General features: G+C 36.8%; 11 protein-coding genes and 1 pseudogene. 4 read left to right on the top strand and 8 right to left on the bottom strand.

Translation table 11 applies throughout. The features are described 5' to 3' along the window. Positions 1-176: 176 nt before the first annotated feature. From F960_RS14460 to dnaE, 6 genes are all read right to left on the bottom strand, one after another. Complete coding sequence (locus tag F960_RS14460; protein WP_004866515.1) at positions 177-719, bottom strand: fimbrial protein; 543 nt, start codon at positions 717-719, stop codon at positions 177-179. Positions 720-1,230: 511 nt separating this feature from the next. Continuing rightward, positions 1,231-3,249, bottom strand: coding sequence for an esterase/lipase family protein (locus tag F960_RS14455; protein ID WP_035374051.1), 2,019 nt, complete (start codon positions 3,247-3,249; stop codon positions 1,231-1,233). Between the two features lie 128 nt (positions 3,250-3,377). Then, complete coding sequence (locus tag F960_RS14450; RefSeq protein WP_004866509.1) at positions 3,378-4,295, bottom strand: ABUW_2363 family tetratricopeptide repeat lipoprotein; 918 nt, start codon at positions 4,293-4,295, stop codon at positions 3,378-3,380. A gap of 120 nt (positions 4,296-4,415) precedes the next feature. Beyond that, positions 4,416-5,231 (bottom strand): serine O-acetyltransferase, encoded by an 816-nt coding sequence (gene cysE, locus F960_RS14445; protein WP_004866506.1) that lies wholly within the window; start codon positions 5,229-5,231, stop codon positions 4,416-4,418. Then, positions 5,231-6,064, bottom strand: coding sequence for an RNA methyltransferase (locus tag F960_RS14440; RefSeq protein ID WP_004866504.1), 834 nt, complete (start codon positions 6,062-6,064; stop codon positions 5,231-5,233). The genes cysE and F960_RS14440 overlap by 1 nt, the downstream gene beginning before the upstream one ends. Before the next feature lie 25 nt (positions 6,065-6,089). After that, complete coding sequence (gene dnaE / locus F960_RS14435) at positions 6,090-9,659, bottom strand: DNA polymerase III subunit alpha (protein ID WP_004866500.1); 3,570 nt, start codon at positions 9,657-9,659, stop codon at positions 6,090-6,092. A gap of 441 nt (positions 9,660-10,100) precedes the next feature. On the opposite strand from dnaE, the gene F960_RS14430 reads away from it, so the two are divergent. The 3 genes and pseudogenes from F960_RS14430 to F960_RS14415 all read left to right on the top strand — a co-directional run bounded on the left by F960_RS14430 (position 10,101) and on the right by F960_RS14415 (position 12,143). Then, positions 10,101-10,319 carry a DUF6500 family protein gene (locus tag F960_RS14430; protein WP_004866499.1) on the top strand — a complete coding sequence of 73 codons (219 nt, stop codon included), beginning with the start codon at positions 10,101-10,103 and terminating at the stop codon, positions 10,317-10,319. A gap of 120 nt (positions 10,320-10,439) precedes the next feature. After that, positions 10,440-11,092, top strand: a pseudogene (locus tag F960_RS14425) (haloacid dehalogenase-like hydrolase). A gap of 736 nt (positions 11,093-11,828) precedes the next feature. Beyond that, on the top strand, positions 11,829-12,143 hold the full coding sequence (locus F960_RS14415; RefSeq protein WP_004866489.1) for a hypothetical protein: 315 nt from the start codon (positions 11,829-11,831) through the stop codon (positions 12,141-12,143). A 121-nt stretch (positions 12,144-12,264) separates the two neighbouring features. Here the strand turns inward: F960_RS14415 and F960_RS14410 are convergent. Continuing rightward, positions 12,265-13,340, bottom strand: a protein-coding gene (locus F960_RS14410) for an IS3 family transposase (protein ID WP_085945819.1) whose coding sequence is annotated in 2 segments (ribosomal slippage) — positions 12,265-13,088 and positions 13,088-13,340 — 1,077 coding nt in all. Because the reading frame shifts where the segments join, the coding sequence is not laid out codon by codon here. Positions 13,341-14,296: 956 nt separating this feature from the next. After that, a complete protein-coding gene (locus tag F960_RS14400; RefSeq protein WP_004866487.1) occupies positions 14,297-15,481 on the bottom strand; it encodes a HEAT repeat domain-containing protein in 1,185 nt (394 codons plus the stop codon). A 594-nt stretch (positions 15,482-16,075) separates the two neighbouring features. Here F960_RS14400 and F960_RS14395 point away from each other — a divergent pair. After that, positions 16,076-16,447: a UCP032817 domain-containing protein gene (locus F960_RS14395; RefSeq protein ID WP_004866482.1), complete on the top strand. Its 372-nt coding sequence runs from the start codon at positions 16,076-16,078 to the stop codon at positions 16,445-16,447. Positions 16,448-16,467 lie beyond the last annotated feature (20 nt).

Raw genomic sequence — 16,467 nt, 5'->3', positions numbered from 1 at the left:
ATTCGCATTACTCAGGGTAAAGAGCAACATAAAAACAAAAGCAATGTAATTTTTCAAAACAACAGATTTTCTCAAACAACTTAATATCATAGAACGTGGTATCACAAAATTTATGAACAAAATTTAAAGTCAGATCTGCTATTTATATAAATAGCAGATTGATATTTATTGAGGTCTTAGGGATAACTTAAGGTGTATTCAGCAACTGCGGTAATTGCACCAGGAGTTGCAATATCTTCAGCATAGTAACGTGCAGCAAATTGATGGCTGGCTGCACTTTGATTGATCGGTAGAACAAGCCCTTGCACCGTCGTAACGCCGTTGAGTGTGACAGGCGTGCTGCCATTTGCATCCGCAGTTAATTGGATTGAAACGTTTTGCGCAGCATTCGTTGTCGCTACGTTGCCGAGATTACCTGTAGAGGTAACATTGTGCCCTAAAAATTTTGTCCCGATTTTAAGTTCGGAAGTCGTACTTACCGTACAGCCTGATACTGAAATCGTAAAAGGCGTTAAACCCGCTGTTTTACCAGCTGTATCCAATTCTGAAACTGGAACAGTTGGGAGTAACACAGTGCCTTCACTTTCGCCATTGATTACAGCCTTACAGGTTTGACTGGTCACCTCACCTTGAAATGTAACTTGAGGTGCAGCATGAGCAAAAGTTGGTATTACAATGCTAAATGCGAGGATTGAGAAATAATTGTGAATTAATCTCATAATATAGACTCTTAAAATTGATTAAAATAGAAGAAAACAATGCGTAATAATCATGTATTGATCGATATTAATTATGAAGTAATACTGAATTTAAAACTTTGTGTATTGCGAATAATTGTTTGTTTATTTCAGTAGTTTTATAAAAAAACGCTTAATATATACATATGTATTTTAAATCGTTGTGTAAAATGATTTGAATATCAATAAAATCAGAAATAATGAAAATAATTGGGTTTAAAATAATATGTAAAAGTTATGAGTATAATATTTATTGAGCTGTTGTAGTTAAATACTAGATTTAGTCAAAATTAATATTAATAATATTTAAAATATAATATTGTTGTTTTTTAGTTTTTTTAATCACAATAACTTGTTTATTTATTGAAATATTTAATGAATGTTCAGATAAAAAGTTTATATATTAAGCGGTTTACTTGCTTTTTAGACGTTTTATAGACAAAAAAACTCGAAGCATTGTTCGAGTTTTTTTATTTTATAGCGAGATTTAAGCTTATTTGACTGGTTTTGAGGGATTATATAAGCCAAGTTCAACCAAATGAAGCCTTAGGATTCGGCGTAGTTCCAGTACTGCTTGAGGCGTTTCTTGGATAGAGTGGCCGCCATGTATGATTTTTTCAGACTTGGCACCTTCTAAATGTGCACTCTTATATGGAACGACGCCATCGGTCATGACATCTGGATCATCACTCTTGGTATTATTTCCTATGATGGAGTGATACAGCATTCCTTTATAAGGCATCGTGTTTTCGGTCAACTCGGTAAATTTTGAGTTTTTACTGAGATCACTCGGACCATTTTGAATTAGACCATGCCCAACTTCACCGATAAAATGTCCGATATTGATGTCTTTATCTTCAACTGAGTCAGCAATTGCTCCCAAGAATGCTCCTGGCATTTTGATGATTTTTCGTGCGAGACGAGTAAACCACAAGTCAGCAAAATCTGTCCCACGATGCGGAGCTGATAAAAAGATAGCACGACTAAAATTTGGAATCGGTTTGATGTTGAGACGTTCTTTGAATACATTATTATCAGTGAATTTTTGCACTTTACGACTATTCATCATTTTAAATGCGTCATTAGTTAGATCCTGATCGCTGACCAGTAATCGAGCAATGATTCCACCCATACTGTGTCCAATCAATACGGCATCTTTTGAGGCAGTCGCATCTGTGCCAATCATGTCAAAGGTTTGATTGATAATCGCATAAATCTGAAAACGGCTTTCTAAAATTGGCATATTGGTTGAGTAGAACGTTTGCCAAACTTGATAGTGTTCTCGTAATACAGGATCGCCCATGATGTCATTGGTTAACCGAATCCAAGCCTCTGGACTACTTGCCAAACCATGCACCAAGACAATCACTTTTTTATTCGGATTGTATGGTTCTAGCATATATAAATGAGGCATAGTTAGGCGATTATCGCGATCAATCAAAGACAAATATGCGGATTTTCCGAGATTGTTTTCTGCCAACCATAGACCATAAGGTGCAGAAAAGTTGGCAGCTAGTGGATAGTCTTTATTGGCAAGTTTTAAAGTATCTTCGCGGTATGGGTCATATACTTTGAGTTTAAAATTTTGACCATGTAGGATTTGATCGACTGTTTCTGTTTGTTCAGGTTCAGCCGCAATCGTTACTGATAGATATTGTGGCTGATGAATATTTGGATTGACGCCTGTTTTATAATGGTGATGTAAAGGATCAATAATATATTTATCATCTATTTCATCATTAGATTTAGGCAGTACTGCAACAAATTCTGATCCGAAACCATCGCGGCGGTTGATTGATCGCAATCCTGAAAAATTGAGATTATAACTCGACATCAAAGATTCTAATTTTTGATTTTGCAAATCGGGATAATGTGAAAAATCAATTTTATAGCGGCTGTCACCAATACTGATCACAGGCTTAACTTGGGAATCTTTATGTCGAGCGCTATAAGTAGACACCATTTTAGCAAGTGCTTGGTTGTAAAAATCGCGTATTTGTACTTGTCGATTATCAAATATTCGATCTTCAGGTTTGCGTTTCGTGGTAAATAAATAGGCATAGCTATAACGGATACTTTTATCCAGCATGTCCATTTCTTGGTCTAAGCATTTATCATAGTTTTCTTTATTGGATTCGCGTTTTTTATCGGATTCAAGTTTTGACAATTTACTGATCGTACAAGCGGAAGATTTGTCGAGTGCTTTGGCTTTTGCTAAATACAATTCGCTAGCAGTCGAGTAGAGCTGTTCATCTTGAACTTGGGTGATTTTGGTAATGTCATTAATACATTGAGTCGGATTATCTTGGCAGGTCTCTGCCTGACTTCCTGTCATTGATAACACGTTTAGACTGGCTTCACTAAGTTTGTTACGTGTTAAAATATTGGAACGTTCATTGGTAATCGTGACATCCACCGCTTGCTGTTTAACGCTTACGACTTGGCAACCAGTCAATACACTGCTGGATAGAGCCGTTACTATGAGCAATTTTTTGATTATTTTTTGTTGCATATCAAACTTTCTGGATGATGTGAGTGCATTAGATGAAATCATACGATATTTGTTGGAATTTTCAATTTATTTAAAAAAATAGACCGTACTAGACGGTCTATTTTTTGTAGCTTTATATGAAAGCTAGCTTAAGATTTAGCTGGATTTTTCAAAATTTGCCATACGTTATAACGAGTACCTGCTTGAATCTCGTTGATTAAACGATCAGCAACCTCAGCCTCTTCTGGATATTTAACCTTGTAATTTTTCAAAGTTTGAATGGCATTTTTCTTCTGCTCCATACCTAAGTAATTGTTTGCAGAAGAAAGATAAGCTTCTTGAACGCCTGCTTTGATCGCGCGATCTAAGTAAGGAATCGCTTCTTTTTGACCGCCACCTTCAGAAAGTGAGAAACCAAACCAAAGATTTGCTTCTGGATCATTTTGATTGATTTTTAAAATACGTTGCGCATATTTAAGTGATTTGGTGGTGTAAGCAGGGCCCATGTCCAAGTTACGTCCCATGATGCTAGCTTTAAATGCACGAATCAGTACATCAAATGACGCATTATCTGCTTCAGCCAATTTGTCCAATTCAGCAGAAACGTCTCTTAGACGATTTTGGTAGCCACGACGTTCTTGACGGTCAGTAAATTGAGGTGGGTAATGACGAGCTTTACCTTCTACAAGTTGTAAAAAGTCATCAATGCTGGTGATGTCCATCTCATCTTTGCCAGCAAGTACTGCATATTTCATGGTACGTTGATTGTTGTTTACAATCGGGATAATCAGTTTATTGCTATCTAAAGTGAGTTGTTTAGATGGATTGTTTGGATCAGTCACTACCATTTTAGTCAAAGGAGCGGCAGCAGCTTTTTTAAGCTCAATTTCAAATGGAGGTGGAGCATCGTATTTAAATGGGTTTAGCGCATAAAATGGTGGTGAAACATCAGGCTCTGTATAGACGATAGGATCTGTATTTGGTTTATTTTGTTTGACCGTTTGCGAACTACAAGCAGTTAATAGTGATGCAGCTATAACCGCATATGCCAAGGGCTTAATTGTCATCAGGTGTTTCATCCATTTAAATAAATTAGTTTTGAAATATTAAAAAGCATGTTCGTCAGTCTAAGAAAACGGAAACGAACATGCAACTTGAAAAAACGTTCAGTTATTAAAATTAATACATTATGCTTTAGATTGGTTACTTTGTGCCTCACACTCACGTCTAACTTCTTCTATTATTTTGAGTTCTTCTTCGCTATATGGCTGCTCGCCATCTTGTTGCTTGTTATATGTCGGATCGAGCAAAGACAAACGATGGCATAAATCATTCATGCGTTTTTCATTTTGCTGAATACGATCCAAGAGTACGCGCATACCTTCAAGCATAGGATCTGATTGATCTTGAGTTGCTGCATAAGGTTCGAAACTAATGCTTTCAGCATAGGTACGACGACGTTGCTCATTTTCATTTTCCTGTACTTTATCTTTTTTGATAATAAAGCGTGCAGGATTGCCAACGGCTGTTACACCTTCAGGTACAGGTTTGGTGACTACTGCATTTGAACCGACTTTGGCATTTTTACCGACAGTGAAAGGTCCTAAAATTTTTGCACCTGCGCCAACGACGACACCATCTTCAAGTGTTGGATGACGTTTGCCTTTATTCCATGTTGTACCGCCGAGGGTCACGCCATGATAAAGAGTAACATCGTCGCCAATTTCAGCAGTTTCACCAATCACGACCCCCATGCCGTGATCGATAAAAAAGCGTTTACCAATTTTTGCACCTGGGTGGATTTCGATACCTGTTGCAAAACGGCTAAATGACGACAAAATACGTGCTGAGGTTTTACATTCTTTTTCCCAAAGCTCATGTGCCACACGGTGCATGATCAGTGCATGTATGCCAGGATAAGTAGTTAAAACTTCAAGTGTATTTCGTGCGGCAGGATCACGCGCGAATACAGCTTGGATATCTTCTTTGAGCTGTTTAAGCATTAGTTTTGATCCTCATTTTTAGACTTTTTCCATGTACCATTATTTAACGCTTGTACGCGACTAAAAATGCCGCGAAGTAAATGATATTCCATACGATCTAATTGTATACGTCCAAATAATCGACGCAAGCGCAAAGGTAATAATCTTGGATTTTTTGGATCTAAAAACTCGATTTCAGCCAACATTTTTTCGATATGTGGATAAAATTGTTCCATCTGTTCATGGGTCACCAGTGGCTCATCCCAATGCATATCTTCTTGGTTTGTGACATGCATCACAGCTTCTTGATCTGGTTTTTTATCAATCAATTCGAGGGTTGCCATACGCATTTCATAGCAAATCACTTGAATTGCTTGTGAAACGTTGAGCACACCGTAGTCTGTGTTGACTGGAATGGTGACATGATAGTTGGCAAGTGCCAGTTCTTCATTGGTCAGTCCACGATCTTCACGACCAAAGACAATCGCGATTTCTTGTTGGTCTTGCATCACAGCTTGCATTGATTTTTGCGCAGCAGGGCGTGCTTCAAGTAATGGCCAAGGAATGGTGCGACTACGAGCACTGGTCCCAAAAACTAAGTGACAGTCTTTGATTGCATCTTCAAGTGTTTCTACGATTTCGATTTGTTCGATGAGATCACTTGCACCTGCTGAGAGAGCATCAATATCAGGATGAGGATAGGTCTTGGGTGCAACCAAGACGAGCTTGCAGAGTCCCATGGTCTTCATGGCACGCAAGGCACTTCCGATATTTGCAGGTAATGTGGTATTGACCATGACAATACGCACGTGACTCAAATGCTGTGATACTGCAGCATTGTCAATAATATCCATCGTATTTCCAATATTTGTTTAAACTTTAGGAGAATTGGCTCGCTTCAGCCATATATTGATCCATCGCATCATCCATACTCACATCACTTGGGGGAGGTGCAAGTGCTTTAGCGGGTTGTTCACGATGATCTACGGCTTTGGCAGCTTTAGATTTGACGTGATATTCGATATGAATGGTTTCTTTACCGAAATAATCACGTAATTTTGAAAGTAATTCATCAACTGGTGCAACTTTCCATTGTGGTCCTAGATGGACCTCAGCAGAGGCATAATCATAATCCACTTTAAAATACACAGGGATATGTTGACTCATATCTACGTTGCAATAAGGCAAGATGATTTTTTGAATATCGGCAGCTAAGGTTTTACTGATCACCTCAGGTTTTAAGTCGATATTGATGTTGTTTGCACGTTTCTGACGAATTTCATTTAAGGTAAATGCTTTGGTTAGACGACCAAGCGGGCGATCAAATCCTTCACGTTCATAGATTTCACCTTCGATGACCACAACTTTTTCATTTTGAATAATGTCTTTAAATCGTTGGAAGCGTTCGTGCGGAGAAGACACTTCGATACGTGCTGTACCATCATCGAGTGTCACCATCATACGATTTGGGAAGTTGGCAACATCGACGACTAAACCTGCAAATACGGTTGTGACCCCACGTCGGGTCGGAGTAAGTTCATTGATACGCTGTGAAATAAATGATTTTAACTCAGGACGATAGACATCAATCGGGTGACCCGTCAAATACAGTCCGAGGGTATCTTTTTCACCTTTTAAACGAACTTCATCAGACCACGGCTTAACAGGTTTGGCCGGTTTACGTTGAACCTCTTCAACCTCACCAAATAGATCCATGATCCCAGTTTCACGGTTAGAACGTGCTTGTTCTGCTGCCTGTACCGCCTCAGGAAGTTGAGCCATGATGGTTGAACGTTCCATGCCCAAGCAGTCAAGAGCACCTGCACGAATCAAGGCTTCGAGTGTTCGTTTATTGATTTTTTTCAGATCAATACGATGACAGAAATCAAATAAATCTTTATAAGGACCATCCTGTTCACGTGAATCAATCACAGACTGCATGGCTTGTTCGCCCACGCCTTTAATTGCACCTAAACCATAAATAATGGTTTGTTCATTGCTGGCATGGAACTGATAGAACGACATATTGATAGAAGGGGGCAATACTTCTAAACCATTAATTCGGCAGTCATCAATCAAAAATACAATACTATCGGTATTTTGCATTTCCGAAGACATAACCGCTGCTAAAAACTCAGCAGGATAATGTGCTTTTAACCAAGCAGTTTGATAGGCAACAAGGGCATAGGCTGCGGCATGTGATTTGTTAAAACCATAACCCGCAAATTTTTCCATATAGTCGAAAATATGGTTGGCAGTTGCTTCATCAATGTCTTTTTTCGCCGCACCTTCAATGAAGATTTGACGATGCTTGACCATTTCCTCGACTTTCTTTTTACCCATGGCACGACGAAGTAAATCCGCGCCACCGAGAGAATAGCCCGCACAGAACTGTGCAGCTTGCATTACCTGTTCTTGGTACACCATGATACCGTAAGTCGGTTCAAGAACACCTTCGAGCAAAGGATGCAAATATTCAAATTCACCACCATGCATACGATGGATAAAGTCTGGGATTAGATCCATTGGACCTGGACGGTATAGTGATACGAAGGCAATAATTTCCTCAAATTTACTCGGACGAGCTTCTTTAAGCATTTTCTTCATACCGACGGATTCAAACTGGAACACCGCTGTGGTATTTGCTGAAGCAAAAATCTCGTAAGAGGCTTTGTCATCCAAAGGAATATTGGAAATGTTTAATGGAACTTCGGCTTGAATGCGTTTATTGATATTTTGTACCGCATCTTCGATCACGGTTAAGTTACGTAGACCCAAAAAGTCGAATTTGACCAGACCCGCTGATTCCACATCGTCTTTGTCAAATTGTGCAACACGGTTAGTCCCGTCTGCATCACAGAGTACTGCCGAATAATCAGTGATTTTGGTAGGTGCAATCACTACACCACCGGCATGCTTACCCGTATTACGGGTAATGCCTTCGAGTTTGAGCGCCATTTCCCATATTTCGGCAGCATCGTCATTGTCAGGATTTGATGGATTGGTGACGATATCTTTGAGCTGTGGTTCTGCTTCGATGGATTCTTCAAGACTCAAACCTAGAGGTTTGGTCGGAATCATTTTCGAAATACGGTCAGCCAAACCATAAGATTTACCCAAAACACGGGCAACATCACGAATCGCCCCTTTGGCAGCCATGGTTCCGAAAGTTGCAATCTGAGAAACTGCGTCACGACCATAGTGACGCGCAACATAGTCGATGACTCGGTCACGACCTGCGATACAGAAATCGACGTCAAAGTCGGGCATGGATACACGTTCTGGATTTAAGAAACGTTCGAAGAGTAGGTCATAACGAAGTGGATCGAGATCGGTAATTTTCAAACTAAATGCAACTAAAGAACCTGCACCTGAACCACGTCCGGGACCGACTGGAACGCCGTTATTTTTAGACCATTGAATAAAGTCCATGACGATGAGGAAGTAGCCGGGGAACTGCATTTTAATAATAATGCCGAGTTCATAAGCCAAACGCTCATCATAAGGCTTACGAATTTCAGCCCAATCATCGCCACGCTGTTCAACAGGGTAGAGGACTGCCAAACGCTCCTCTAAACCTTCTTCAGATAAATGCTCAAAATACGTATCAATGGTATGACCTTCAGGAATCGGATAATCTGGCAAGTCATGGAAACCTAAACGTAGCGAAACAGAACAACGTTTGGCAATTTGAACTGTATTTTCGATTGCAGCTGGAATATCTGAAAATAGTTCAGTCATTTGTTCTGCAGTTTTAAAATATTGTTCAGGGCTATAATTTTTAGGACGACGATCATCACCTAAAACATAACCGTCTGCGATACATACCCGAGCTTCATGTGCTTCAAAATCTTCAGGACGAATAAAGTGCACGTCATTGTGTGCGACGACACCAATATTATATTTTTTAGCAAGCTTTACCGCTTCTTGGATAAAGTCTTCTTCGTGAATGCGCTGAGTACGGGTGAGGGCTAAATAGACACGATTGCCAAATTTTTCTATCCACGCTTCAAGCAAAGGCTGAGCTTTTTCTGGATATGCTGAAATCAGCATTTCACCGACATCACTATGCAAACCGAGCATAACGATTAAATCTTCAGATTGTTCGAGTACCCATTCTTTTTTAATACATGGAATATCGAGCTGTTGTCCCTCGATATAACCACGTGAAACGATTTCAGTTAAACCACGCCAACCTTTGTTGGTCATAGCCAATAAAGTTGCTTTGTGATCGGCATCATTGAGGCGAATGGTACTACCGAAAATCGGTTTAATCCCTTTATCGAGAGATTTTTTATAAAATTTAACTGCTGCATGTAAGTTTGAAAGGTCGGTAATTGCCATTGCTGGCATATTGTCGCTTGCAGCTGCTTTGATGAGATCAGGCACACGCACGATCGACTCAGTGATCGAAAATTCTGTATGTATACCCAGATGTACAAACTGCATAGCTTAACCCTTCTAAATTCAGCCAAATATTCTAACATGGTCTTGAACTGTGCTTTGATTATTATTTGTCTAAACTGTACGCATAGTCGCTAAAATTTTATTTCAACATCATAGCGATTTTGCAGGGTGTTGGGAAATGGAGAATGTTGTTCACTGCATAGTGGTTGTTAAATTTAGGGTGGGTTTTAAAATATTTAAATAGTTTTGCTCTATGGTTTAGACAGGGAGACTCTCTAAATAATGGGGGATAATTGTTCGTTATGGTTAATCAAAATTGTGGACCAATGATTAAATATTAGGTGCGGAACGTGACGAATCCGTAAAAAAAGTCTAGTTTGTTCAAACTAGACTTTTCATGGATTACAATTTATTGAAATAATTAAACTAATACAGTTGATTTCGTATAAGGCGTATTATGTTAATTTTGAGAAAGTTAAAAGTATGAGAAAAGAGTTAAGAGAAATATTTATTTATGGATGTAATGAGAAAATTGAGAAAAAAGGAGATAACGTTGGTTTATCTTTCTATGCTTTTTTTAAAAATAAAAACGATAATCTTGAACTCTTAATGGAAGCAGCTAGCTGGTGGATCATGCAACATAAATTAGATCATTTCGAAAAAGCCATAAAAATTAAAGCACTTGTTTTAAGTGAGTCTTAGCTTAACTCGGCTTGGTAGTAGTTATACGAAATCTTGATTTAAGATCAAGGCTCTGGATAATCCGTATTATGTTAATTTTAGATGAACTAATAAATTAAAACTTCAAGGGATATAAAACCAATTATGGAAGTTGTCGTTTTTGATCTAGATGGAACACTTTTATCAACTGACTCTACAAAAGTTTGGTTAATAAAACAATTAAAATCAAACCCTTTTAGATTTATAGGCGCAGTTATTATACCTATTGCAATTCCTATGATGAAAATAAAAAAGTATAAATCAATAGGGGCTTCATTATTTCTATGGATCGCTACATATAGATTGAGTAAATATCAACTTGAAGAAAGTTTTAAAGCATTCGCTACTGAACTTAAAAATACATCTTTTCCTAAGTTGTATTGGTTTGAAGATGGTATCGTTGAATTGAGATCACATTTAAAAGAGAATAGACAAATAATCATAACAACAGCAGCTCCAGAGCTATTACCTTAGCATTAGAATTATTAAAGTCTATTGATTTTAATATAAAAGTTATTGGTACACCTTTAAGAAGGAAGATGGGTGGATGGGTTGGGGAAATCCATTACAGACATGAAGAAAAGCTTAGACGATTACAACTTATTGGTATAAATCAGAAATGGTTAGCAACATATAGTGATGATATTGAAGAAGATTATCCTATTTTAGAAAACAGTAAGTATCCTTATTTAATTAATGGTGGTAAACAAAAAAAATTAAGCAAGAAACTTAAAAATATCCAGTGTTTAGAGTAGAGTTAATTAATAATGATGAGAAATTTCATGAAAGTAGATCTCAAAAAAATCTGTGAAGTATGGAAATCTGATCCTTCGTTATTAAAGAGACATTTGTAAAATGATCAGATATATTGCCATTTTTTGTCTTTTTTTATCCGCTATTTTTTGTTTTGCAATGGATTTTGATAAAATTTGTACTTATGGTCTTTTTGAAAAGAATGAACTCACAATCATTTATCAAATGGATGGAACAATAAATGAAGATGTTTTTGTTTTTACAGTAATTTCTGTAATAAGTATAATTTTTTCTCTAGTAATAGCATTCATTTCAAATAAAGTTTTGTATGGAATAATAGTAGGACTTTTCTTAATGCTAGAGTTATTCTTGCTTAATACAATGCTAACAATTTTTAATTTTCAAGAAGTTATTACGAGTTCCATAACGATGTGTAATAACTATATGATGTTGTTTTGGTTAATATTACAAATGTTTTTTCTAATCTTAAGTTCAATTTATATTTTTAGAAAACAAATCTAATTTTAGCTCTATTTATCAAAATTGTGGAACAATGGCTAAATATTAGGCGTGGAATGTGATTAATCCATAAAATAGCCCAGTTTATTCAAACTAAACTGTTTTGTGGGTTGCAAGCTTATGATTTAAAACAAATTAATAGAAGTGTTTCGCATAAGAGTTTGAATGTTAAATAATATCTAGAATATTAATGCGACAGAATAAAAAATGGAGAAATTTATGAAGTTTCAATATTACATCGTTCTTGTGTTGGTATTACCACTTAGTGGGTGCATTGCTGACTGCTTTCTAGGGTGTGGTTTACCGCCAGGAACTCTCTACCATCCAAAGAGTGATACTCCCGTCAGAGATTGTTACAACAATATTTTGACTAAGAATGATGTACAAAGCAGAGCATTCTGGGATGAGAATAATCTTCCTCATGGCACGATCAACTTTACTTGTCGCAATCATAAGGCATATTTGCCAGGGAAAGTGCCAGAGGATTTAAAAGACTTACCAGATGATCGCAATCTACGTATATGGACACCTTGATGTGTGCTGAAATAGTTGGAGAATTTTACTTGGGAGATTCTAAGTCGTTAACCGATAAAAATAAGAATTATCTTCTTTCAAGGGTAATCCTCCCATAACTAACTGAAGTTAAAAGTAGAGGTTAAGCAGCCATTAGAGGAGGCCTTCCTTTGTTGGCTTGGTGTGGTCTTTCATGATTGTAATGCCATAGCCAATTCGTTGCATAATCTTGTACTTCATCCAAAGTATCAAATAAATGTTTGCTTAGCCAACTATAACGTATGGTTCGATTATAGCGTTCAATATACGCATTCTGTTGTGGGTTACCTGGTTGAATATGTTCAATACAAATACCGTGTTCAGTTGCCCAGCGTACGAATTCATGACTGATAAACTCAGGTCCATTGTCGCATCTAATCACCAAAGGTTTTTCCCGATATTCCAACAACTGATTGAGTGCTCGAATAACTCGTATTGCAGGTAGTGAGAACCCTGCTTCAATAACTAAACCTTCGCGGCGGTAATCATCAATCACATTCAATAATCGAAATTTGCGACCATCGGAAAGCTGATCGTGCATAAAATCCAGTGACCAGACCTGATTTTCACGGATGGGTTCTTTCAATGGTTCAGGCGCATGTCGTTTTAGTCTTCTTCTTGGCTTAATACGCAGATTCAGTGCTAACTCACAGTAAATGCGGTAAACCCGCTTGTGATTCCAACAGTGACTCTTAACATGCCGTAAATATGAGAAGCATAGACCAAAGCCCCAATCGGAATTTTCCTCAGTGAGGTCTATGAGCTGTTCTGCAATGAGCACATTGTCATCACTGAGTTTAGCCTGATAACGGTAGCAGGTTTCACTTATGCCAAATGCAGTGCAAGCCAAACGGATACTAACAGCATGTCGGGCCACTGCATGTTGAGCCATCTGACGTCGACAAGATGGCTTCACCACTTTTTTGACATCGCTTCCTGAATAATTTCTGCCTTTAACCGCTCTTCAGCATACATTTTTTTCAGTCTGGTATTTTCTGTTTCCAACTCTTTCAGCCGTGCCATCAAAGATGTATCCATGCCGCCATATTTAGCACGCCATTTATAGAAGGTTGCATTACTCATACCGTGTTCACGACATAGGGCAGCAACAGGTGTACCAGACTCCGCTTGCTTTAAGATGGACATGATCTGGCTGTCTGTAAATTTAGATGTTTTCATGCAGAATCTCCTGCTTGTATCTTAAGAGAAAATTCTACTTTTAGATCCTATTATTTTTAGGGGGGATTACCCAAGCAGCAAGCAAATACTGCGAGTGCAGCTGACGCACCTGATATGAGCCAATAATCATATTTCGTAATAATATCGACATAATATGCGCCTGCGGTCGTTAGCCAAAACCCGATAAAAATGAATAAAAATTTTGACTTGAATGGGTCAAATTTTTCTTTTTTCTCAACTGTATTGATTAGTTGGTGAGTTTGAGAGTTTATTTGATCATCCTTTTTTCACTGAATTTTGAATAGCTTATTTCATGTGTTTAATCTTTTTATTGGGTTCTGCGTTGGCTTTAAGTTGCATCTTAAGGCGTTGGATGTATCTTAATTTTAATGGTCGATAATATTGTGTGTGTTTTGCACTGTACTGATGATGAAAAATTGTCTATTGCACGAGAAGTTAATAGATCAACTTACTAATTCACTATGACTAACTAATCGGAAGCTTGTAATAACTCTAAAACAATTTGTAGCTCGTCATCTACAGTATTTTGATGCTGACCTTTCTTCTCACGTTATAGTCTTTCTTAAATGTAGAGCTGTACTTAATCGTCCGCATTGAGGTCAGCCATTAAGTCTTTTACAGACCTGAAGCTCTTTGTTTTGCTTAGATCTTCTTCCATCGCTGCAATAGTTTCAGCATTGGGTTGCCAAATATCAAAAGGCAAAGCCTTTTGCTAAGCCTTTTTTTTGAAATATTTAATTTTTTCAATTGATTATGGAATTAAAAACATCCCCCAAAATCGACCTGATATTCGAAAACTATAGAGGGGACTTTCATTGAATTTTGCAGATATTGAGGTCATGAACTTTTTGGAAAAAATCATTCAATGCCTTAAAGAAAAAATGTCTATAGGCAGTTATGTTGTGATTGAGGGAAATCAATAAATTTAGCCTAATCTATTGTCCCCATGACGCAACAGACATACGCGTTCCAATATCCTTGGATGTCGACAATTCTTTTAGAATATTCACAGGAGTTGCAGGATTATGAGCTACTGCCTGCGTGACAAGTGGCTCTGGATCTTTAGCTAAAATAGTTAACAGTTGGACAGGAGTTTTTGTGTTTTCAGCAATATTTGATCTGAACGAAAAATCATCACTTTTTAGAAAATATGTGAGATTTTCAGGGTTAATATTGGGATTAGAGAGCGCTTTTGTAGTAGGCATGATTGGATTGTTTTTTAATAAATATTCAAGCACTTGATTATTTGCATTTTTATTTTCAGCTAATGCACTGTGAATACCGATGTCATCACTGTGCATCAACTTTTTCTGTACTTGAATTGATAATTTAGGATGGCTTGCCATACAGTATAGAAAAGAACTGCTTAATGCTGCTTTTTCCAAAACTTGAGATGAAATATTAGGATGGCAGAGTGCGGACTCACGTACGCCCTGTGCTTTATCTTTGGCTAACTGATCAATTATAGCTGTTGGTGTACTTAGATTTTCGGCAATATTTTTTCTAATTGATTCATCTTTGGACTTACTATAAAGCGTGAGTAAATCCAAGGGAATGTTTTTTTTATGAGAAATAATTGACTGCGTCGATCTATTGTTTTGATCCAATTTATAAAGTGTTTCAATTGGAAAATGTGGGTTACTTATCGCATTTTCACGTACAGAGTTATCTTTATCATTTACCAGTTTTTGTAAAAAATCAGGCTTTGCTGATGGGTTGCTGGCTAGAGCACTTCTTAAAAGATCGTTTTCAGAACCCATATATTTTTTATAAGTTGCTTCCGAAATATTGGGATTAAACAGTGCCCTAAATTGAACATCCTCATCTGGATCAGATGCTAATGTATCTGCAATAGTTGATGAAATGTTTTTATTCTGCGCTAGTGCGAATCTTACTGTTTGATTATCTTTGACTAATTTTTCCGCAATAGCTGTAGAAATATATTTATTTTGAGCTACATTTGTTCGGACTCGAACATCAGAATCTCTTGATAATTGACTAAGAATTTCAATATAACCTTGGGGTGTTTGTATTGTTGAATCTGCATGAGCGAAAGTAACTCCAATTGTATTTATAAATGAGTAGGCCAGTATGCTTAAGCAGATATTTTTTGTAGTCATAAGTTTTCGATTTTATTTTTAAATTTCTTGTAAATACTACGGAATTCATTCTTTTTTGTCAAAATTACGGTGGCGGGGCTTTCTCAGATACTTCAAAATTTTTGGAAAATGAACATCAAAAGTGTTCAAACTATATTGATAGCATTGGGTAGGGCGCTTCCCTACAATTTGCTTGATAATGGGAAATGGAGAATGTTGTACTACGTATAGTGGTTTTGGAATTTGTTTGTATTTTTAAGAATTTGAATAGCTTTAAAATGATTGCTTAGTGGGAGGAATGCTCTAAATAATGGGGGATAATTGTTCACTATGGTTAATCAAAATTGTGGACCAATGATTAAATATTGGGCGTGGAACGTGATGAATCCATAAAAAAGTCTAGTTTGTTCAGACTAGACTTTTTTATGGATTACAACTTATTGAAATAATTAAACTAATACAGTTGATTTCGTATAAGGCGTATTATGTTAAGTTTAGAAATATTTAAAAATCAAAATTTAAAAAATTATTTATCTATTCATTAACTTTTCTGCTAATCTTAAATAAGGTAAGTCAAAATAAAAAATTAAATCAACACAATAAAAGGAAATTGATATGACTCTAGATGAAAAAAAAGAAATTGCAAAACAAGAGCTTAAAAAAGTATTTTTTTTGGCATCAAATGGAGTAGATGTAAAAATGTTTAGTAAGTTTATTGATAGCATCTGGCATGAATTATTAAAAGATAAAAAGCAATATGAAGATTTTTGTATTGAAGCATGTGGAAATGTGATTTTTCATTCTGAGTCCAGTGGAGAAGGTGTTATTGATTTCATTGAAATTTATGAAGAAAAATATGGAAAAATGCCAGATGTCTGGTTCATGGATAAGAATGGTGATTTAGATAGAAAACAATATGAAAATTATCATGGAGATAATAAATTTATTACAGGATGGGATTGTACTCCAACACATAATTGTCTTTAATTTTTAGGTTAAAAGGCTAA

This window comes from Acinetobacter gerneri DSM 14967 = CIP 107464 = MTCC 9824 (assembly GCF_000368565.1).
Taxonomy (GTDB): domain Bacteria; phylum Pseudomonadota; class Gammaproteobacteria; order Pseudomonadales; family Moraxellaceae; genus Acinetobacter; species Acinetobacter gerneri.
The sequence above is the reverse complement of the archived record's forward strand: the minus strand, read 5'-3'. Positions and strand labels throughout refer to the sequence as shown.